Source organism: Desulfitobacterium chlororespirans DSM 11544 (genome assembly GCF_900143285.1).
GTDB classification, from domain to species: domain Bacteria; phylum Bacillota; class Desulfitobacteriia; order Desulfitobacteriales; family Desulfitobacteriaceae; genus Desulfitobacterium; species Desulfitobacterium chlororespirans.
On the sequence record NZ_FRDN01000007.1, the window covers coordinates 341,421 to 361,312 of the forward strand.

The window sequence follows — 19,892 nt, forward strand, 5'->3', positions numbered from 1 at the left end:
TCTCCTTGCACTTCGGTTTATAAAAGGTCTGTCCGAAATAGGTACGCGCGTACCAATTTCGGACAGACCTTTTTGCTTAAAGCCACTCCAGTGCATTTAAGCCTATGCCTTAAAATCAAAGCCTATCCCTGTTCGTTCAGTGCTGTCAGGTCTAACAAGACGTTATTTCCCGATCCTGCCACGCCGGGAGCTTGCTCAAGGTGCGGATGGCCGTCTGCCGGGCCGCCTCTTGGTCCAGACCTTGAGTGCGAATGAGAAAATCCGTCATCCCCTCCACTTTCTCCGGATAAGACTGCATGGAGCCGTCGGGCCTCGCGCAGTAGAGACAATAATCCTTGCTCTCGTCCCCCAAAGCATAATCGGCGGCTTTCGTCATGGGCATACCACAGGCAATACAGGTTTTCATGGTCAATCCTTCTTTCTCAAATTCTTAATTTAGAAATTCAACTATCTAAAAGAGCATCAACAAGATCATCAGCGGATTTTGCAGAATTGTTACCTTCTTTTCTCATAAATGTCCACCCCTAATTCCTCAAACCCTTGTTTACCCCGCTCCGTCAATAAGTAAACCGTAGACTTTTCCTGCTCGAACCAGCCCAGTTCCACCAGCCGCTCAAACAGCCTTCCCCCTAAGGTTCCGCCGAGATGCCCGTAGCATGATCGCCCTTTAAGGACCTGGGGCGTTTTGGCCATCATTCCCTCCCCCCTCCTTTACTCCCATCCTTTACCCCCATCCCTGCGGATCATCTTCATATAATGATCCACCAGGGTGTCACCGTAACGGCCGACCACATTGCCTTCCGGGGCAAACAAATCGCCGTTGGCCAGATAATAGTGAACCAACCCTACCCAGGTATTGAAAAGGAAATAGAGGGGAAGGTCGATACTTTGACCCGACCCTATTTCCCGCTGGGCCACCTGGCTGAAGTGAAAGGAAATAGCGGATTGAATGGAAACCCAGACATCCCTTGCCTCAGGCGGCAACAGCCGGTTCTCAATCACCAGCCTGGCATAAAAAGGTTCAAATTCCCCAATTCCGGCCAGATGTGCCGCCAGAAGTTCTTCCATATGCTCGCAGGTGCCTGCCGCCTCATGGGTACGCCGGGCAATCCTCTCTCCATAGGTTTCGATCACTTCCGTGATCAGCATTTCCTGGGTCTGAAAATGGGCGAATACCGTACCGTGAGATACTCCTGCCGCCTGGGCAATGTCGGACATGCGGGTATTCATAATGCCCTGCTTAGCGAATAGCTGATAAGCCGCCTTCAGAAGGGCCTCTTTCGTCTGCTCTTTTTGCAGTTGGCGGTTGCTTTTTTTCATAGTTTATTGACTCCAAAATTATTGACTATAAAATCATTGAATTTAAAGTCATTATACTCTCTGCCTTTTTATCTGTCAATATCAGGCACGGGAAAAATCTTTTCTCAATAACCGCTCCATAAAATGCACACCAAAACATGCTTGCCGTATACGCTTACCATATATGCTTGTCGTACATACTTGCCATATATACTTGCCGTACATACTTGCCATATATACTTGCCGTATAGAACGATGGCCAATACCCAACCGGCTTCAGTTCAAAAACCCCGTTTTCTCGCCGCAACAGGTTAAATCCAATTGGTGCATGGCTCTTGTGCAGGCGATATACAAAAGACTGCGGTCCATTTGTGTTTTATAAAGCTCATCGGCCACATCGGGGACGATCACCTGATCAAATTCAAGTCCCTTTGCCATGTGTACAGAAGTAATCACGATGCCATCCTGAAACTCGCTGCTGTCAAAGCTCAATAAAACCATCGCGTCATAAGCGGTGCGGAGTTGTTCGAAAAGAAGCCTGGCCTGTTTTTGGGATTTGCAGATAATGCCCAGGGAGGCATGCCCGGACTGTCTGAACTGGTCGAGCAAATGCCGTATCTTATCCAGCTGCTCCTTGGGAGTCCGGCATACGGTTATGGTGGGCACCTGGCCATGCCGCTCGATGGGAATCAGTTTTTTGTTCTCCAAAATCTTTTGGGCTAACCCGCTGATTTCGAGGGTTGAACGGTAGCTCCGGCACAACTCCATAGCCTGACATCCGGCAAAGTAGGGCTGGATTTTTTCCACTGAGGAGGAACTGTAAGGATTGACGCTTTGATAGCTGTCCCCCAAAATAGTCATGTTGCAGGAAAACAGCTTCGCCAACACCCCATATTGAATAGGGGTATAATCCTGCATCTCATCAACCAACAAATGCTTTATGCCCTTATAATCCTGTTCCGCTCCTTCAAAATACAGTTTCACATAAATAAAGGGATACACATCACAGAACTCAAAGGTATTTTTACGGCTGAAGCAGAACAACTCCTCCCGGCCGATGGCGTGATAGAAATTTTGATACAGGGAAAGGGTGTCGGCAAAGCGGAACATTTTTTGCACCCTGTCTCTTATTTGGCGGGATACTGCGGAGTCCATCCTTCGGCCGGTATTTCTTTTATATTTTTCCATGAGATCGTCTGCTATTTTGCGCAGCCGTTTCTTGACGGGCAGCCTTTGCAGAGCGCGATACTCGGAAAGCAGCTTTTCTTTGGCAGCAAAAAAACTTCCGAAAGCCAGATCCTCGGGAACAAAATATTCTTCCTCCGCCTCTTCCAAATAGGATTGGAGTTGGTCCACAAAGAGATTGGTAGCCTTAAACTCAATTCTGGCAATCCTTTCGGCATCCTCATCCTCCAACAGACTTTCGACTTGTTCAGAAAAGCTCTCATAGCGGTACTTTCCCAGCAGACCTGCGGCAATATCGTCAAAACTTATTTCCGCCATATTCTCTTCCCCTAATTCCGGCAGCACATTGGAGATATAGTTGCCGAATACTTTATTAGGAGAAATAATCAGGAGATCCTTTGCGGTTAACGTCTCTTTATGGCGGTACAGCAAAAATGCCACCCGGTGCAAGGCTATGGAGGTTTTTCCGGAACCTGCCGCCCCCTGTATGATCAGGACTTGGGCACTGTCATTTCTGATGATGGCATTTTGCTCTCTTTGGATGGTTGCCACAATGTTCTTCATCTTGTCGTCGGAATTCCGGCTCAGTTCCTTTTGCAAAATCTCGTCACCGATATTCAACGAGCTTTCAATCATATACTCCATCTGAGTGTGCCTGATTCTGTATTGCCGTTTGAGGGTCAGCACCCCAGCAATTTTTCCGGCAGGAGCCTCATAAAAAGCCGGGCCGGTTTCAAAATCATAGAACATGCTGGAGACAGGCGCCCGCCAGTCGAAAATAATGTTGTAAGCTGTGACAGGATCGGCAAAAGCATGGATGCCAATATAGAATGTCTCTTCTTTACTTCCCTTCGTCTCAGCAAAGTCAATTCTTCCGAAATAGGGGGATTGAATCAGTTTTTGCAGCTTCCCCCGTTCTTTGATCGCTTTTTCCCCAAAGGCGACGCTATCATGAACAGCGATTCTATTGGCCGCTTTTTCGGCAAGGTCAAGATGGTTTTCATAGATATACCGCTTGGTCTCTAATATTTCCCGGGAATAATTCTCTATCGTCGCTTGCATTTGTTCCAGCGCCGCTTCCAGCTTTCTCTGCACTCCGCTCAGATGCTTTCTTTCATCACTTTCCTTTTGATTCAGCATGATAGACTCCTTTATCCCTTGAATTTACACCCTTAAGTTACATCCTCAAGTATAGAAGGAAATTCAAAAAATACTAGACTTATCATTTTCAATGAGGTATTATTTAGATTAAGTATTGCCCCTCGGAAATGATCATAATAATTACATTAATGACATTTTTAACCTATCAATATAATATAGCCCTTCCAACCGTCTGTATTGGAAAGGCTATATTTTTTACTTTTTATAGCTATTTCATTTTACTTTGCAAAAAAATCCTCGTAAGTAATCTCCAAGATTATCTTTATAGCCTGCAACTCATCAACAGAAATATGCCTGATACCCGCCTCGATTTTGGCCAGTGTTCCCCGGGAAATATCGCAGCCATGTATCTGCAATTGGCTTGAAAGTTCCTCCTGAGTCATACCCTTGGCGTTTCTCCATTTGCGAATATTATCCCCAAAACTTTTATCCGCTTTGATGTTTTGTCCCATAGCCATAAACCTTTCTTTGTTCCGATTTCCGAGCACATTCACCTTGATTATAGAGGATAATCATGTTATGATTGCTCCGATAACGGAGCAAAAAGGTGGTCGGCATGGTGGATTACAAAAAAATGTATTTTGCACTTTTCAACGCAGTTACAACTGCAATCAATCAGCTTCAAGATGCTCAACGCAAGGGAGAAAGTGAGTATATTGAGGCCCAGGATATCTCTTTAACTATTTTGCCCACTTCAACTGATGACGAAACGAAAACCACGAAAAAACCGCAAGCCACCGAATAAACGGTGGCTTCGATATAATCCTAAAGCCACAGGGCAACCCAGAAAATAGCTGGATTCGCCCTGTCCTTTTTGCATTACGAAATGAAATCAGCAGATTCCGCTGTTATTTGACATAGGCAGCAGCATTCTGGCCCGCAATGCGGCCAAACACAAGGTTCACAGCGGCCGGGTTGGCTCCCCAAGTCCCGTCGTTAGCGCATTCACCGGCGGCGAATAGCCCGGGAATAGGAGTTCCGTCAGCTTTAAGCACCTGGGTATTTACATCCGTGTCAATACCTCCGAAAGTGCCTTGCACGCGGCAGGTCATGAGGGAGGCATAGTAGGGCGCCTCATCAAAGGTCATGTTCAGCATGGCGCGGCCGAACTCCTCATCCTTGCCGGCAGCCACATAACCCTTGTAGTTGTTGATGGTCTTAACGAGGTTCTCCTTGTTCACGCCGATTTTGTCCGCGAGCTCCTCAATGCTGTCCGCACTCACAAAGAGGCCCAGCTTCTCGTACTCACGCACATCCTTGACACCCGCCACAAGGGAGTTGTCGAAGACCGCCCAGCCGCTGCCGCCCTGGGCAACGACCTGGGGACCTACCCCATATCCGCCCTGATCGTTCACAAAACGCTGGCCATCCTTGTTCACGAAAATCGCGCCGGTGTTGAACAAACTGCCCATATAATAGAAGTAGCCGTTCTCCGCGGTGGTATAGGTGAAGTTAACGCGGATATAATCCATATTTTTCAGATCCGCACCCGCAGTTTGAGCCATCAAATGACCGTCTCCCGTCCCGCCGGGGGAGCAGGAACTCTTATAATCTTTCAGAGTGGGGGCATATTCGGCCACCATCTCCTTGTTGGCCCCAAACCCGCCGGAAGCGATGACCACCGCTTTAGCGGAAATGGTGTAGTCACCCTGCTTGGTGGAAACCTTGACCCCGTCCACAGCCCCGTCCTTCATCACCAGCTCAGTGGCTTTGCTGTTGACCCGCACGTCCACGCCGGCCTTTTCGCATTCCGCTTTAAGGGCCGACACGATGGTGTTGCCAAACTCACCCACCTCGCGGGAAGCGGTGGAGCTGATCTGGCCGCCCGCCACCGTCAGTTGTGCGCCGATACTGCGCAGCCAGTCCGCTGCCGCGCCATTGTTGCCGGTCAGCACGCTGAAGGCCTCCGCCGTTCCTTTAGGGTTTTGCTTTGTTAAAGTTGCCGCTTGTTCCTCCGGGGTCACATCGCTGCCCAGGGCGACATGGGTCTTATCCCCTATGGCCCCAAAGCTCTCGATGGAATAATTAGAGGTACCGCCCACAATGCCAAGCTTCTCCAGCAGGATGACTTTCTTTCCCTCATTGGCCGCACTGATCGCGGCGGTCATGCCGGCGCCCCCCGCTCCCACCACCACCACATCGGCGGTGGTGTCTTCATGGGGCACATCGGCGGCAACCTTGCCCGCAAACTTGGCCGGGTCGCCCCCCGCCTGGGTGATGGCATTCCTGACGGCGTTCAGGAAGGCGGCGCTGCTGATTGTGGCCCCGCTCACCACATCCAGATCCAGGGTCTGATTCTGCACGATCAGCTCAGGGTATTGCTTAATGGGCACGGAACCGGTGTTGTAAGTCTCCTTTTCACTGACAACCTTAACGGCGTCGATGCTGTCCGCCCCCAGTGTGACCTTAACCACGATGGGGCCGTTGCGGCCATTGCCCACGCCAAGATAGTCCCCGGGGACTATCCCCCCCTTCTCCTGAGCTGAGCTTTTGGCACCGTCAGGAGCAGCGGTACAACCCGACAGCCCCAGCGTCAGGCACAATAAAACCGCTAGAATTGAGATAACCTTTTTCTTTTTCATCTTCTACCTCCTAATTTTGGCCGTATAGACTATACGACTTTGTGAAATATATGGTATACTATGGGGCAACCACAGAGTCAATACCCGGAGGTGAAATTATTTATGAAAGTCACCATTCGCAAACTGGCGGATTGCATCGGCGTAACACCGGAGACCATCCGGCATTACCGGGAGATCGGGCTGCTGAACCCCAAGGTGAGGGAAAACGGCTATTACGACTACACTGTAAACGATGCCCTTGCCGCCCTGTTGACCAGAGAAATGCGCACCTATGGCATGCAGCTGGAATCCATACGGGATTCCTCCGGCAGCATCGGGGAGTACAACCAGCTTTTGGCCGCTCGGGAAGGGGAGCTGGAGCGGGAAATGGAGATGATCCGGCTGGAGCTTTCCCGCATGCAGGAGACCCGGATCTACGCCAGCTGCGGGGTACGGATTCTCAATAAGGTGGAGGAATTCGAAGGGCCCCCCACCTGGGCGGTAGCGGCAATTAACCGGAAGAAGGGCTTTCTCCCCGACTGCGGGGTGGAGCAGTGGGTAAAGCATTTTCCCTTCACCTATGTATCCGCCACCATCCCCCTGGAGGAACTGAACAGCCGAAAAGGACCGGAGCTTTACGACATTCAGATTGGCTTGGGCGCCCTTATTCATTATGTGGAGAAGTTTCAGCTCCCCCTGAGTGGCCGCGCCTATTACCAGCCCGGGGGCCGCTTCATCCGCACCTGTATCACCACCCGGGACCTTTTCTCACTGTGCCCCCAGGATATCTCTCCCCTGCTGGAACACGCAGAAGCCCACGGCTATGTCTTTGCCAGCTGCACGGGGGGACGGCTCCTCTATATTGACCGCACGGAAAAGGGGCCCCTTTTCTACCTGCTGGTCTGGGTCCGCGTCAATTAACCTTCTTTAACCAATTGCCCTGCCACACTGCTGACCTTTTCCTGAGTTTCCGTCAACTCTCTTGCCGGATGTGACATTTCCACAATTCCGGCTCCTACTCTAACCCATGTTTCCTCCGAATCCTGAACTATGCTTCTCAATACCAGCGCCGCATCCAAGGTTCCATTGTCATCATAGGTTAACACACCGCCACTGTACAAATTGCGGGCATCCTTTTCCATCCTGCCAATGGCTTCGATTGCTTCTTTTTTGGGGATTCCGGAAGCCGTGACCGCCGGAAACAGGCTGCAAAAGGCATGCCATGAATTGTATTCCGCCCTGAGCTTTCCTCTTAATCGGGAACCCAAATGCTGCACAGTTCCCCGTTCAATCACCGACATAAACTCGATTACCGCTACCGAACCCGGTTCACACACCTGTTCCAGCTCTGCATCAGCCAACTTTACCGACATGGCATGTTCGGCGACCTCCTTGGCATCGTGCAGCAATTCCTCTTTTAAATAGTTATTGGTTTCCGAATCATTAAGCAAAGCTCTGGTCCCGGCCAGGGGAAATGTATAAACGGTACCGGCATCATCCACTTCAGCGATGGTTTCCGGACTGAAGCCTGCCACCTCTAACTCGGGAAATCTGTAATAGTAGGACCTGGCCGGCGTGTTTCCGCGTCTTCCCTGCAGGTAGGTCTGCAGCATATCCAATCGATGGTGCACCGGAATCTTTCTGGATAAGATAACTTTCTGATATTTTTTATTCCTGATCTCTTTAACCCCAAGTTCGACGATCTCTTTATAATACTCTTGATCAAATAACAAGATCTCTTGCCCATCATAAAGTATGGCATTTTCTTCTCCTGCCCTGTTTTGCAATACATTGACGATATTTTTCTCCATCCTTTCTATATCTTCCTCATTAAGAGCACGCAACAGAATTCTATCCTGATGGACCCTGTATTCTTTATCGGGTATGATGAAATGAAAGAGTTCCTCTGTTTCCCCTCCCCTGTTCAGATCATATAGGTATCTGGCCAACCCGAAGTTGGCAATTCCATAGGCTCGCCAGGAATCAACAGCCACAGATTTAAACAGCTTATCAAGATCCCGGCAGAGCTCGGATACCTTGATGCTCTGTCTGACACTCTCCTTTTCCATAACCATCTCCTCCGGAGTAACGATGATCTCGCAATATATCCCTACTCCTACGGAAACACAATCCTTGTTTTCATATAAATAGACATTTTCCTTTTCACCATCGCACAGGCGGCCGGCAATCTCATAAATTGCCTTGCTGCTTTCTATTGAGATGTTTTTCTCATAGTATTTTTTCATAAGATGCTCCCCGCTTTCCGGTTTAAGCTTGATATCCCCGTTTGTTGTGAGGGAAAAATTAAAACGGCATGGCTGATACCTGCTTTAACAAAGCCCATGTGTCGGGCGGGATCGACACATGGGCTTCGCCTTTGGGCCTTTTCAGTATCAGTATGGCAGCCAGGCAATCCCCGCCAGACGCTTATCATCTCACGCAGATACCCCACATCAGCAATAATTCAAAATCTCCCTGATCAACCGGGATATTTTCTCCGGCTCCTTGCTCAGCACTTCCGCATGCCCGCGGTTGGGAAACTCATAGATATCAAGAGGCTGTTTGCTGATTTCTTCCAGCAAGGGGGTGAACTGGGCCCCATAGATCTCATTGCCTCCGATCATCACCGAGACCCGGGCCTCCACCCTGGCGTTTTTCCCTTTCAGATCATAGCGGTAAGCGGCTAAAAAGGCATGGAGCAGCGCTTCCCGGGTTATCTGCCCGTAAATGAGGGGTTGGAGAACCTCCACATCATTGTTGGCGGCAAAACCCATATTTTCTTTAACCGGGGAGGGGAGGTGTTCCCCGGCCAGCAGTTTTAAAAAGGCATCGGCCATGATATTGGCGTATTGTTCCGTCATTTCCCCCATCGCTTCATACTGACCCCCATCCAGGAGCAGGTTCATGACCTTGATCTTACCCCTGATGGCCATTTCCACCGCTACACTGGCACCCAAAGAAACCCCATAGATGGCCTGAACCTTATCAACCCTAAGTCCCTCTAAAGCTTCGCCAAGCTTGCCGGCCGTTTCCTCCACCGAGACCATGTATTCCCTGGGGTGGGCGGTATGCCCTTCCAGTTCCGGAATCAGGAGGCAATACCGGTCTTTCAGATCCCTCATGATCCTGGCAAAGCAGGTTTGCCAATAAAATCCCGCCCCATGGATCAAGAGCACCTTGGGGCCATGGGGTTCCCCCATCCTGTGCAGCTTACAACTCCCCTTCTTCATACTCATCATCAACCTCCTGTTCCAAAACTACCTTATTGATCCGGATCTCTGCCTTCAGCTCAGCAAGATCCTTGAGTATTTCCTCCATATTGATAATGTCCATGGCGTAATAGATGCCAGGGGGCAAAGGCTTCGCCAAAACCGCTTTCGCTGCATAAGCGGCTATGATGGCGCTGATCTCGCTGCTGCAATGACTGGCTGCCTCCGCCCTCATCAGGGCCCGCTCCTTCCCCAGCAGCCCCTGCCCCTCAATCCTTGTATAGCTGAAGGGTTCACGGCCTGCCATGGTTTGCCGGAATATCTCAATCACCTCCCGGACAATGCTTTTGTAGCCAGCTCTCCCCAGCTTATACTGGATGACCGCCTCCTGCAGTTTGCGGATCACCTGGTCGCCAAAGGATGAATGGTACCAATGGGCTTCCTGCAGCCCATAGCGTTGAGCAACCCTTGCCGTTTCAACGGTCAGATAATTTTGAAAGCAGAACTCCCTGCCCCTGATCCTTTCCATCCTTTCCCCTTCATCCCTGACCACAGCCCCCTGCTCATAATAGCTGAGCGCCGTCCCAAAACCGGATAAGTTGGTGAGAATAAAATCCTCGATAGCCGACATGCTTGGTATTTCTTCACTTACGCTCAGGCCGCTGATGGTCTCCGGGGTGTCAAAAGACTGGCAGACATGCCGCATCAGCAGCCCGCTCATCCCCGGAAAATAGCCGGCGGACAGCACAAAGACAGCCTCATGCTTTCTGTCCGCCAGCCGCTCCTCCAGAAAGGCCTCCCCCGAGGGATCAATATAAGGGACCTGCCAGTCGGCAGCCATCCGGGCGACCTTCTCCCCATTGAGGAAAGAAGCCCCTGCGCAATTGATCAGGACATCGCACTGCCGGCAGAAGTGTCGCAGCTGCTCAGTATCGGCAATGTCAAGCTTTACATACTCACAACCGGCGGCAGACGGCCTGAATTGGCTATGATAGGAAGCCATCAGGCTGTATTCATCCTTCAGCAGGTTCAGTATTCTGCTCCCTATTTCGCCCGTGCCGCCTAAAACCCCTATACGGTGCATAGAATCCCCTCTTCTCTTTTAGTATCGGAAATCCAGGATCTTGCCGATGTTCTTTTCCAGGTTAGGTTCAACAATACAATCAAAATGCTGGCCGGCGATCACCTCATAGGTGTATTCCCCTTGGAGATAGGGCAGCCAGGTCTCCAGGTTCTCCCCAAAAAACTCCCGGAAGAAGCTCCCTTCCTGCTGTTCACAAGAGAACAACCGCACCTGCCCCCCATAGGGTCTGGGCTCATGGCTGGCCACGCAGCCGAAATTCTGGGAAAAAATATTAAACAAGGTATTGAGCATCCTCCGTTCATGCTCCATTAAATTGGACTCAGACCGCTCAATGGTGGCGTAGAGATCGTTCAGCCTTTCCGAAATCGGCTTTCTGGACAGCTCCTTAAAGTTATCCCCAATCTCCTGATACGGACCGTCCAAAGAGCACAAGGCTTCGGCGCTTACCTCACCCTGGCGTTCTTTGACCAGGAATTCAATGCACCTTTCCAGATCCGCCTCTTGGGTGGTATATCCCGCTTCATATTCATTGGCGTTAATCAGCCGGGCAAAGGTGCGTTCCAGCAGCAGCTCGTTGTCCAGGCTGGTTTCCAAGGCTCGGGCATACACCTGGTCGGGCAGCTCCCGGTAGTGGGTCATCTCTTTCTGCATTTGAATGGTGGCGCTGATCAAGGTGACATCGGAAACCCGATGCCCGGACTCCCGCAGATGCTCCGCCGCCTCCAGGGCAATCACCCCGCCTACACAATGCCCAATCAGAATATAATTGGCAAACCCTAAGCCGCTGAGAATTTTGCCGTATTTTTTGCCCAGCAGCTTGAAGGTATCCTGGGTCTCCATGGAGATATAGTCAACCTCATTGCCAAAGGAAAATCCCAAGACACTTTCATCCTCTTTGCTGTCCTTTTCAATATAGGCGATGAGATCCGTATAGGCCGAGAGGGTCCCTGTTCCCGCATGGAACAGCACCTTGGCCACAGACTGCTCCCGGGGCAGCCGGCTGTCTTTGATTTGGATCAGGGAGGGATCAATAAAGGTGTCCCTATGGCTGAAGAATCTCTCTATTTTGGCGGCGACCTCTTTGACCGTGGGCGTTTGCATCATCTCCGTCAGCAAGGCGCTCCATTCCCAGCCTTCCGCCTCTTCGATCTCTTCCACCATCTTGCCCACCACCTGGGCGATCAGAAGTGAATCTCCCCCTACCTCATAGAAATTGTCCTCCCTGCCTAAGGAAGCTATTTTTAATTCCCGGCACCAGATGGCGGCAATCCGCTTCTCCAGCTCCGTTTCCGGCAGGGCTTTTTCTCCCGGCTCCGTCCCGGAAGCTTGGTGGTTTTGCTCCAGATAGGCCCTTACCCTGCCCATATCCACTTTCTTATTGTCCGTCAGAGGCAGAGCCGGCAGCACCAGCATGGTGCTTGGAATCATGTAGGGGGCAACCGTATTGGCTAAATGCTCCTGGACCCGCCCTTTGTCCAAGGGCTCATACTCCCCGGCATACCTGGTGATATAAATGGTTTGGCCGGAGATATCCAGCTTGCTGTCCTGACCGGGAAATTCAAAAACAATCTCCCCGCCGTGGCGGCTGAAAATCTTTTCCCACTGGGCCCTGGTGAAAAAGGTTTGCTCCTCCCCCCGCTCGTCCTGGAATCCGGTCAGTCCGTCCTTAAATTCCATGGAGGTCAGCAGCATGTAGCTGACGCGGGTCTCCTCCAGAATGATCATGGTTCCCCGGTCCACCAGCAGGTGCTTCAGGTTATCCATCACCTCATGAATATCCCTGGCGTTGTGCAGAACATTGGCGCAGAGAATCAAATCGAAGGAAAAGGCCTCATAGCCCTGGAGGGCAAAATCCTGATTGATGTCAAACAGCCCATAGTTCACCCATTCATAGGAGCGGAAATTCTCCTGGGCATGATTGAGAAAAAAGGCGGACAGGTCGGTAAAATGATATTCCACCTGCCGGCCCTCCAGCTGGGGAATCAGGTCCAGGGATGTTCCGCCCACCCCCGCCCCCACCTCTAAAATCCGGAAGGGCCGGCCCGGCTCTTTTTGGTTGGCTTGCCGGCACAGATAAAGAACCTCCTTAACCGCAATCCCATTCTGGATCTGATTGATTTTGTTATCATGGTAGGCCGCCATGGCCGGTGCTACATCCCCTTTGGGGAAGAGCACGTTGAGAGGGTTTTCCTGTCCCTGAATCATTTCCGGCAGCACATCGCTGGATTTTTTCAGATAATCCACAAATTCCCGGCTGTAGTTGAACTCCTCTTCAATCCGGTAGAACTCATCCCAGAGGGCCCCGGAATTGAGGTGAAGGTTATGTTCCACCAAAGCAAAGGTTTGCTCTTCTTCCCGGAGCACCCCTTCTTTCACCAGCACCTGCAGCCATAATCTGGTCAGCTTATGGAGCTTTTCGGGAATGTTCATGGTTTGAATGATTTCCTCCCAGGCATGGCGCTTATCCACTTCCGCAAAGATCCCGAAGCCTTTGAAGGTATGATAGATATCGCTGATCACCACTTCTTCCGATTTGGCCGTCCATTTTTCCAGCAATTCCCCGTCCATGCCTGTCTCATAAAACCGGCCCGCGGCGGCCAGCATGGCCAGTTCCTGATCATCCGCCCCGATATCCTGCTGTTCCGACCTGCGCTTGGGCGTCATCACCGCACTGATCTTCAATTCATCGGGGGGCGTCCCTACAGCCAGGGCCAGGGCTGAATCGATCAGGGGATAGTCGGTTAAGGCCGTACGTATTTCAGCCAGCTCGATGCGGTGGCCGTGGATTTTGATCTGCTCATCACCGGCCTCCCTGCCTCTGAACATGATATTGCCATCCCGCCTGTAGTACCCCCTGTCCCCGGTTCGGTAAATTCTCTCCCCCGTCGCCGGCAGTCTGCCATACTTTTCCCCGTTCAGCTTCTCATCGTTCAAATACCCCAGGGATAAGCCGTCACCGGCTATATACAGGTTCCCCTCCACATAATCCGGGCAGGGCCGCCCCTCACCGTTCAGCACATGGAACCTTTGATTGGCCATGGGTTTCCCATAGGGAACACTTTTCCCAAAGACTTCACCTTTGGCAATATCATAATAAATCGACCAAATGGAGGCCTCCGTGGCCCCGCCCATGCTGACCACCCTGGCCTGGGGAAACATGGCGCCAATGCGCTCAGGCAGGTTGACCGGTATCCAATCCCCGGATAAAAACACCTTGCTCAAGGAGGTTTTCTTCTTCATGCTCTCCACAGATTCCAGATAATTGACCACCATCTGCATTTGCGCCGGAACCGAGTTCCACACACTGATCCTGTTCAGCAGGATCAGATCATACAAATATTTGGGGTCCCTGATCTGTGACGAAGCGGGCATAACCAGGGTGCCCCCCGCCGCAAAGCAGCCGAAAATATCATAGACCGACAGATCAAAGGAGAGATTGGCCAGGCAAAGAAACACATCGGATTCGTCTATCCCATAGCGGTGATTGACATCCATAATGGTATTCATAGCTGCCCGGTGGGAAATCACCACCCCTTTGGGCTCTCCGGTGGTCCCGGAAGTGAAGATAATATAGGCCGGCCGGTCGTAATCAGGGCCGGAGGAGGCAGAGCCTAGGGCAGCAGAGTCAGGGGCATTAGCGTCGGAGGCAGCAGGGCTGGGAGTAGCAGAGCCGGAAGCAGCAGAGCCGGGGGCACCAGCGTCGGAAGCAGCAGAGCCAAGGGCACCAGCGTCGAAGGTGGCAGCGCAGGGGGCATCAGGGCTGGAGGTAAAGGCATCCAAAAGCTCACTTCCCAAGGACACTCCGTGCAGATTGATGGTGGTGCAGCCTTCCCAGGGTGGGCAGCCTTCCTGTACAAAGCAGCCTTCCCGGGCGGGACGGCCCTTCTGGGAGGAGCAGCCCTCATCCTGGGTTAACAGCACTTTAATGCCGGCCCCTTTCATGATTTTTTTCCGGCGGGCAGAGGGTTGGTGGACATCAATGGGCACATAGGTCCCCTTCACCAACAGGACGGCTACGACCGCCGCGATCTGCCATTGGTTTTTATCGATGCTGATGCCCACTTTGTCCCCGGGCCGCACATCCTGTTCTTTCAACAGATCCACCACGGTCTTCACATAGCGGGAAAAGGATGCATAGGTAAACTCCTCCCGGTCTGTGATCAACGCCGTCTTGTTGGGATAGTGCCTCAGGGAATGAAGGAACCCCTCCTCCATCATCCGGGGAGGATACTCCCTGGCCGTGGCGTTAATGATTTTTCTCACTTCCCTGGTTCCCAGGGGCAATTCCACTGGAAAATAGTCTCCCAGAACCTGCTGCTCAGGATCACAAAGGGAGCTGATTAAGCGGGAAAAGCTTTCAAACATATCGTTGATCACCGGCTCTTCAAAAACCCCGTCCCTGACATCCCAATTTATTTTCGCCCCCCCATTTTCATCCGCTACCTGGCAGTCAAGATACACTTGGGGGGTTTGGCTGATCTTATACCGAACCCTTCTGCGGACTGTGGCGTCCTCCTTGCCGGCAATCCCTGCCGTACTTGTGAAAACCACCGGGATAATGATATTCTTTTTACGTTCTTTGGTCATTTTTCTGAGCACTTCCACCCCGGACAGGGCGCTGTGTTCCAAATCTGCCCAAAGATCCTTTTGGATAGCCTGGGCCCTTTGGCTGAAGGGGATACTGAAATCCAGATCGATGGAGGAAACGATGACATCGGTAAAATCCCCCACAACCTGCTGGATATCTTCGGCAAGAGGCGGACGATTGAAGATGGTTGTGTTGATGCTGAACTTATGGCTTGAGGACCATAAAGCGGTCACTTCCGCCAGGGCCGCCATGACCAGCACGGAGGGAGTAATCTGAGCCTCTTGGGCCCGCTCGCAGAAGGCCTGCCACCTTTCCTTCTCCAGGAACAGCTTTTTTTGCGAAAACGTATGCTCCGCCAGTCCGGTTTTCTTGATGACCGGAAGCTCCGGGGCTTCGCCCAGAGAAGGAAGCTTTTGCTCCCAATAGGCTTCGGCAGCCTGCCGCTCCCGGGGATTCAGCCTCTTCCGGTCATTTTGATACATGACACTATCCCGGTAAAGGGTGGGGTAGCTGATGGGCTCCTCAGGGTTTCTGTAAAAATGCTCCAGATCATTGAGGATAATGTTCATACTGGAAAAATCAGCGATCAGCATATCCACTGAAAAATGGACCACCGATTTTTCGGCATCCAGGCTGACCGCCACCTCGCACATGGGCCACCGGCCCAAGGGGTATTGCTTATGGGCCAGGCTTTCCCGCAAGGCTTCCCGGCCCCTGTCATTCCCCTCCCCGCCCAGATCAAGGACCGGAATCCTTACCAGGGGAACCGTTTCCTGAACGATTTGGTATCCCACATCGTAGACGATGGCCCGCAGCATATCATGCTTTTGGATGACCTTATTCCAGGCTGCCTCCAGCCTCCTCATATCCAGGATTTCCTCAAACTCGATTTCCAGATAGCCGTGGCAGGCCACCCCGCCTAATTCATAGTGCTTATTGCGGCCCACCACATAAGAATTCTGGATATCGGTCAAAGGAAACTTGTTGAACCGGCCCCCCGTGTTCCTGGCCAAACCGGCCTGCTGATTCCCCTCCAGGTACTGGATAATCCCCTGTTTATTTTCTTTTAAAAAGCTTCTTATCTCTTCCGTAACCACACCTTTTGGCGCTTTGAATTTCAAGGCTGACCCTTCAGGCCATAAAGCAATCCCCTGGTTGCGGAATTCGTTCATTCTTTTTTCAATCATCATTGACGGCAACCTCCTCTAACCTAGCTCATAAACTTCTTCAGATAATCTCTTCTTCATAGCCGCTGCCCAGCTTGGCTATTTCCAAGGCAAATTCCCCCAGGGTGGGGAAGCGGAAGAGGGTTTGGATGGATATCATCAGGGGAAGCTTTAACACCGCCCCTGCTTTGGTGACGATCTCCACCGCTTTCAGACTATCCCCCCCTAATTTAAAGAAATTATCATGGCGGGATATTTCTTGTTTATGCAGCACCTCCTGCCACACTTTGGCTATCTGCTCTTCCATCTCCCCCTGCGGCGGCGCGAAAGACCTCTTCTGCCAACGGTTCTTTAACAGCTCACGGATCTGTTTCTTGTCAGGTTTTCCATTGACCGTTAAAGGCAGTTCCCCGGCACAAACATAGACCGCCGGGATCATATAATGGGGAAGGCAGGCTGCCAGAGCCTCTTTTACCCCCTCGCTCTCCAGATACCTTTTTTCCTTGGCCACCAGATAGGCCGCCAGCACCTGATCCCCATGTTCTTCGCTGAGGCACACCACAGCATTGGCCACATGGGGCAGCTTCATCAGGGCACTTTCCACTTCTCCGGTCTCAATGCGGTGACCCTTGATTTTGACTTGATTGTCCAGCCTGCCCAATAATTCAATGGTGCCGTCTTCCCACATTCTTCCTGAATCGCCGGTTTTGTACCAGGGGATGGTGTCCGTTTTAAATTTCTGCCCGGTCAAGGCTTCATCACCCCTATAGCCTTTGGCCACCCCGGCTCCCCCTATCCAAAACTCCCCGGCCACATCATTGGGGCAGACCCTGGCCCAATGGTCCATGACCTTATAGATCTGGTTTTTTAAGGGTTGACCATAAGGAATGGTGATCCAGTCCGGGGGCAGCCTCTCCGGCACAACCTGATAATTGGACCATATGGAAGCCTCCGTCGCCCCTCCCAGGGCCACCACCGTGGCCTTTCTGTTCAGAGCATAGAATCGCCGGGGCAGCTCAAGCCCTATCCAATCGCCGGAAAGCATGACCAGCCTTAAGTCAACAGGCGCACCCCGCTGCTCCGCCATGGTCACCAGCATATCGAAAAGGACCGGAACGGAATTCCAAACCGACAGAGAATAGCGTTGCATGAGCTTCAGCCAGACATCAGGGTCCTTATGATTCTCTTCATTCAGGACAATGACCCTGCCCCCCGCCGAGAGCATGCCAAAGAGATCGTACACCGAAAGATCAAAATCGATGGCGGAAACCATCAGGACGGAATCCCCGGCTGATATCCCGAATTTCCCATTGATATCCTCAATGGTATTCACCGCCCCCTCATGGCTGATCTCCACTCCTTTGGGACTCCCGGTACTTCCGGAGGTCATAATGACATAAGCGCTGTCCTGGGGCGAAACCATAATTGGCTTTGCCAGGCCCCCTTTGTTCGTCCCCACTTCCGGACCCTCTGTGTCTGTCCCCACCCCCAGACCTCTTGTGCCCATTTCCGCTTCCAGCCCTCCTGTGTCCATCGCCCCTCTATCCATCCCCGCTTTATTGATCACCTGTTCCAGATTCACCACCAGGATACCCTCATGATCCGGAGGCCTGCCGGGGAAGGTTTCCCTATGGGTTACCAGCGCTTTTAAGCCGATCTGCTTATACAGCTTCCGCCGCCGCTCCTCCGGCTGGTTGATGCCGATGGGAACATAAGCCCCGCCGGCCATGAGAATACCCAATATGGCATAGATCTGTCCGCATCCCCTTGGCAGGAAAATGCCGACATAGTCGCCGGGTTGGACTCCCTTCCGGACCAATAATCCAGCCACGGCCAATGCCCTGCGGTATAATTCCCCGTAAGTGATCTCCCTCTGAGTCCCGCTGTCGATAAGCGCGATGCTGTCAGGGTTTTGGCGGACATGACTCAGGAAGCCGTCAAGCAGGGTCCCGGGGGGAGGGCTTAAGGGAAGGAGCTTTGCCAGCTCCCTGGCCCGTTGGACTTGTTGCCTCGGAGGCAGGACATCGAACCCCTGATTCCAGTCATCATGTTGAGCCAGTCCCTGAATCAGGTCTTGGAGAGCGCCAAACATATCGTCCAATAAACCCTCGGGGAATAACTCATCCACCGCATCCCAGCAGAGCATCAGCTCTTCATCATGGACATAGGTTTGAAAATCAAGCCATACCTGGGGTGTCTGGGACACCATATAGCCTACTTTGCCAAAGGCCTGGCGGGATAGGGGAGTCTCCAGGGGGTAGTCGATGTTGCAGGCGAACACAACCGGCGCCACAAAACCCGTCCCCCCCATCTTTCCAAAGTGATCTCTTTGCACGCGCACACCGGAATAACCGCTGTGGGCGACATTCTCCAAAAATGTGCTCTTAACCCGTTCCATGGTCATGAGAAAGGTTTCCCCGGGTTTTCTCCTGAATTCAACCAGCAGGAGATTGGTGAAATCCGCCACCATGGTGCTGATCCTCTCGTCCTCCAGATCCCGGTTGAATAAGGGAATATTGATGAAAAAGCTCTCCTGGCTGCACCATCTTTCCAGGACGAGGGCATAGGCGGTCAGCAGGAGCATGGAGGGGGTGAACTGATAGCGGGCTGCGGTTTGCCTGATTCTTTGCCAATCCTCCCGGCTTACGCTGGCCTGCCTTCTGCTGAATTTGGTTTTGCCGATCAACTCAGGCTTGGTTTGCAGGGGCAACTGCAGCCCTGCCCAGTCCATGGCCTGCAGTTTGCCCTCCCAAAACCCTTTATCTTCCTCCCGGTCCTGGTGTGCGGATTCCGCTTCTTTGCTGCGGATATAATCCTGAAAGGTATATTCCGGCGGTTCGGCAAGCTTCTTCCCCAGATAAGCCTCCGCCAGATCCCGGATGATCAGGCTGAGGCTTAAAACATCGGCAACCAGCAGGTCAACATCGAGGAAAAGCCTGCCGGTGTTGTCCGGAAGGAGAGCCAGAGCGAGGCCGGCCACCTCACCTTCTTCCACCCGTAGTTTGCGGTGGGACAGAGCGGACCTGATGGATAAAAGCTCTTCCTCCAGCTCATCCGGGGCCAATCCCCCCAGATCAAACACCTCCATCTCCTCACTGTAAGGGGAAGGCATGATGGCCTGCCGGCCATTGGGGAAGAATTTCGCCCTCAGCATGGGATGATGTCTCTGCAGAGCATTCCAGGCCTGCTTCAGCCTTAAGGGATCGATAAACTGTCCATGAAATTCCAGATAAGCATGGCATCCTACACCGCCTAAAGGCTGGCCGTCATCCCTGCCCACCCAGTAGGCGTATTGCACATCCGTAAGGGGGAATTGACCCCCTGATTCTTCCGCCGCCCTTTCCACTGCCCGTTCCGCCGCCCCTTCCGGGACCTTCCCGGCTTCCCTGATCGTTGCCTTGTTGATGATTTCCGCCCAGTCCCTCAGGGTGGGCTTCTCGATTAAAGCGGCAAAGGAAATCTTCAGCTTGTATTTGCGGAGGCCGCCGGCAATCTGCATGATCATGAGGGAGCTGAGCCCCTCCTCAATGAGGTTGCTATGGGCGGCGATCTGCTCCGCGGCCAACAGGTCCCGGACTTTTTGGCCCACAAACTCCATGGCCGCTGTTTTTAGCTCCTTATGTTCCATGAAAAACCTCC

General features: G+C 52.2%; 13 protein-coding genes. 2 read left to right on the forward strand and 11 right to left on the reverse strand.

Annotated features, from left to right (window positions below; translation table 11 throughout):
• Positions 1-151 precede the first annotated feature (151 nt).
• The 5 genes from BUA14_RS12455 to BUA14_RS12475 all read right to left on the reverse strand — a co-directional run bounded on the left by BUA14_RS12455 (position 152) and on the right by BUA14_RS12475 (position 4,097).
• Complete coding sequence (locus tag BUA14_RS12455; RefSeq protein WP_005817543.1) at positions 152-406, reverse strand: zinc ribbon domain-containing protein; 255 nt, start codon at positions 404-406, stop codon at positions 152-154.
• Between the two features lie 89 nt (positions 407-495).
• Positions 496-696 carry a hypothetical protein gene (locus BUA14_RS12460; protein ID WP_072772874.1) on the reverse strand — a complete coding sequence of 67 codons (201 nt, stop codon included), beginning with the start codon at positions 694-696 and terminating at the stop codon, positions 496-498.
• 15 nt (positions 697-711) lie between these two features.
• Positions 712-1,320: a TetR/AcrR family transcriptional regulator gene (locus BUA14_RS12465; RefSeq protein WP_072772875.1), complete on the reverse strand. Its 609-nt coding sequence runs from the start codon at positions 1,318-1,320 to the stop codon at positions 712-714.
• Positions 1,321-1,575: 255 nt separating this feature from the next.
• The gene (locus tag BUA14_RS12470) at positions 1,576-3,624 is read right to left on the reverse strand and encodes a HelD family protein (protein WP_072772876.1); all 2,049 of its coding nucleotides are present in this window, start codon (positions 3,622-3,624) and stop codon (positions 1,576-1,578) included.
• A gap of 239 nt (positions 3,625-3,863) precedes the next feature.
• Complete coding sequence (locus BUA14_RS12475) at positions 3,864-4,097, reverse strand: helix-turn-helix domain-containing protein (RefSeq protein ID WP_072772877.1); 234 nt, start codon at positions 4,095-4,097, stop codon at positions 3,864-3,866.
• A gap of 104 nt (positions 4,098-4,201) precedes the next feature.
• Here BUA14_RS12475 and BUA14_RS12480 point away from each other — a divergent pair, with 104 nt between their 5' ends.
• Entirely contained in the window at positions 4,202-4,390 is a 189-nt protein-coding gene (locus tag BUA14_RS12480) for a hypothetical protein (RefSeq protein ID WP_058491696.1), read from the forward strand.
• 103 nt (positions 4,391-4,493) lie between these two features.
• On the opposite strand, the gene BUA14_RS12485 is transcribed toward BUA14_RS12480, so the two are convergent.
• Entirely contained in the window at positions 4,494-6,227 is a 1,734-nt protein-coding gene (locus BUA14_RS12485) for an FAD-binding protein (RefSeq protein ID WP_072772878.1), read from the reverse strand.
• Positions 6,228-6,329: 102 nt separating this feature from the next.
• Here BUA14_RS12485 and BUA14_RS12490 point away from each other — a divergent pair, with 102 nt between their 5' ends.
• Positions 6,330-7,127, forward strand: coding sequence for a MerR family transcriptional regulator (locus tag BUA14_RS12490; RefSeq protein ID WP_072772879.1), 798 nt, complete (start codon positions 6,330-6,332; stop codon positions 7,125-7,127).
• On the opposite strand, the gene BUA14_RS12495 is transcribed toward BUA14_RS12490, so the two are convergent.
• The 5 genes from BUA14_RS12495 to BUA14_RS12515 form a co-directional block, all read right to left on the reverse strand.
• Entirely contained in the window at positions 7,124-8,452 is a 1,329-nt protein-coding gene (locus BUA14_RS12495; RefSeq protein ID WP_072772880.1) for a salicylate synthase, read from the reverse strand. The two genes, BUA14_RS12490 and BUA14_RS12495, sit on opposite strands and share 4 nt — an antisense overlap.
• 207 nt (positions 8,453-8,659) lie before the next feature.
• Positions 8,660-9,436: an alpha/beta fold hydrolase gene (locus tag BUA14_RS12500; RefSeq protein ID WP_072772921.1), complete on the reverse strand. Its 777-nt coding sequence runs from the start codon at positions 9,434-9,436 to the stop codon at positions 8,660-8,662.
• Positions 9,417-10,499 (reverse strand): NAD-dependent epimerase/dehydratase family protein, encoded by a 1,083-nt coding sequence (locus BUA14_RS12505; protein WP_072772881.1) that lies wholly within the window; start codon positions 10,497-10,499, stop codon positions 9,417-9,419. Before BUA14_RS12505 ends, BUA14_RS12500 begins: the two co-directional genes overlap by 20 nt.
• Positions 10,500-10,517: 18 nt before the next feature.
• Positions 10,518-16,277 carry an AMP-binding protein gene (locus BUA14_RS12510; protein WP_072772882.1) on the reverse strand — a complete coding sequence of 1,920 codons (5,760 nt, stop codon included), beginning with the start codon at positions 16,275-16,277 and terminating at the stop codon, positions 10,518-10,520.
• Positions 16,278-16,314: 37 nt separating this feature from the next.
• The gene (locus tag BUA14_RS12515) at positions 16,315-19,881 is read right to left on the reverse strand and encodes a non-ribosomal peptide synthetase (RefSeq protein ID WP_072772883.1); all 3,567 of its coding nucleotides are present in this window, start codon (positions 19,879-19,881) and stop codon (positions 16,315-16,317) included.
• Positions 19,882-19,892 lie beyond the last annotated feature (11 nt).

Bases quoted from the DNA above. Each gene is read 5' to 3' on its own strand.
- BUA14_RS12455 (WP_005817543.1), bottom strand. From the start codon at position 406: ATGAAAACCTGTATTGCCTGTGGTATGCCCATGACGAAAGCCGCCGAT.
- BUA14_RS12460 (WP_072772874.1), bottom strand. From the start codon at position 696: ATGATGGCCAAAACGCCCCAGGTCCTTAAAGGGCGATCATGCTACGGG.
- BUA14_RS12465 (WP_072772875.1), bottom strand. From the start codon at position 1,320: ATGAAAAAAAGCAACCGCCAACTGCAAAAAGAGCAGACGAAAGAGGCC.
- BUA14_RS12470 (WP_072772876.1), bottom strand. From the start codon at position 3,624: ATGCTGAATCAAAAGGAAAGTGATGAAAGAAAGCATCTGAGCGGAGTG.
- BUA14_RS12475 (WP_072772877.1), bottom strand. From the start codon at position 4,097: ATGGGACAAAACATCAAAGCGGATAAAAGTTTTGGGGATAATATTCGC.
- BUA14_RS12480 (WP_058491696.1), top strand. From the start codon at position 4,202: ATGGTGGATTACAAAAAAATGTATTTTGCACTTTTCAACGCAGTTACA.
- BUA14_RS12485 (WP_072772878.1), bottom strand. From the start codon at position 6,227: ATGAAAAAGAAAAAGGTTATCTCAATTCTAGCGGTTTTATTGTGCCTG.
- BUA14_RS12490 (WP_072772879.1), top strand. From the start codon at position 6,330: ATGAAAGTCACCATTCGCAAACTGGCGGATTGCATCGGCGTAACACCG.
- BUA14_RS12495 (WP_072772880.1), bottom strand. From the start codon at position 8,452: ATGAAAAAATACTATGAGAAAAACATCTCAATAGAAAGCAGCAAGGCA.
- BUA14_RS12500 (WP_072772921.1), bottom strand. From the start codon at position 9,436: ATGAAGAAGGGGAGTTGTAAGCTGCACAGGATGGGGGAACCCCATGGC.
- BUA14_RS12505 (WP_072772881.1), bottom strand. From the start codon at position 10,499: ATGCACCGTATAGGGGTTTTAGGCGGCACGGGCGAAATAGGGAGCAGA.
- BUA14_RS12510 (WP_072772882.1), bottom strand. From the start codon at position 16,277: ATGATGATTGAAAAAAGAATGAACGAATTCCGCAACCAGGGGATTGCT.
- BUA14_RS12515 (WP_072772883.1), bottom strand. From the start codon at position 19,881: ATGGAACATAAGGAGCTAAAAACAGCGGCCATGGAGTTTGTGGGCCAA.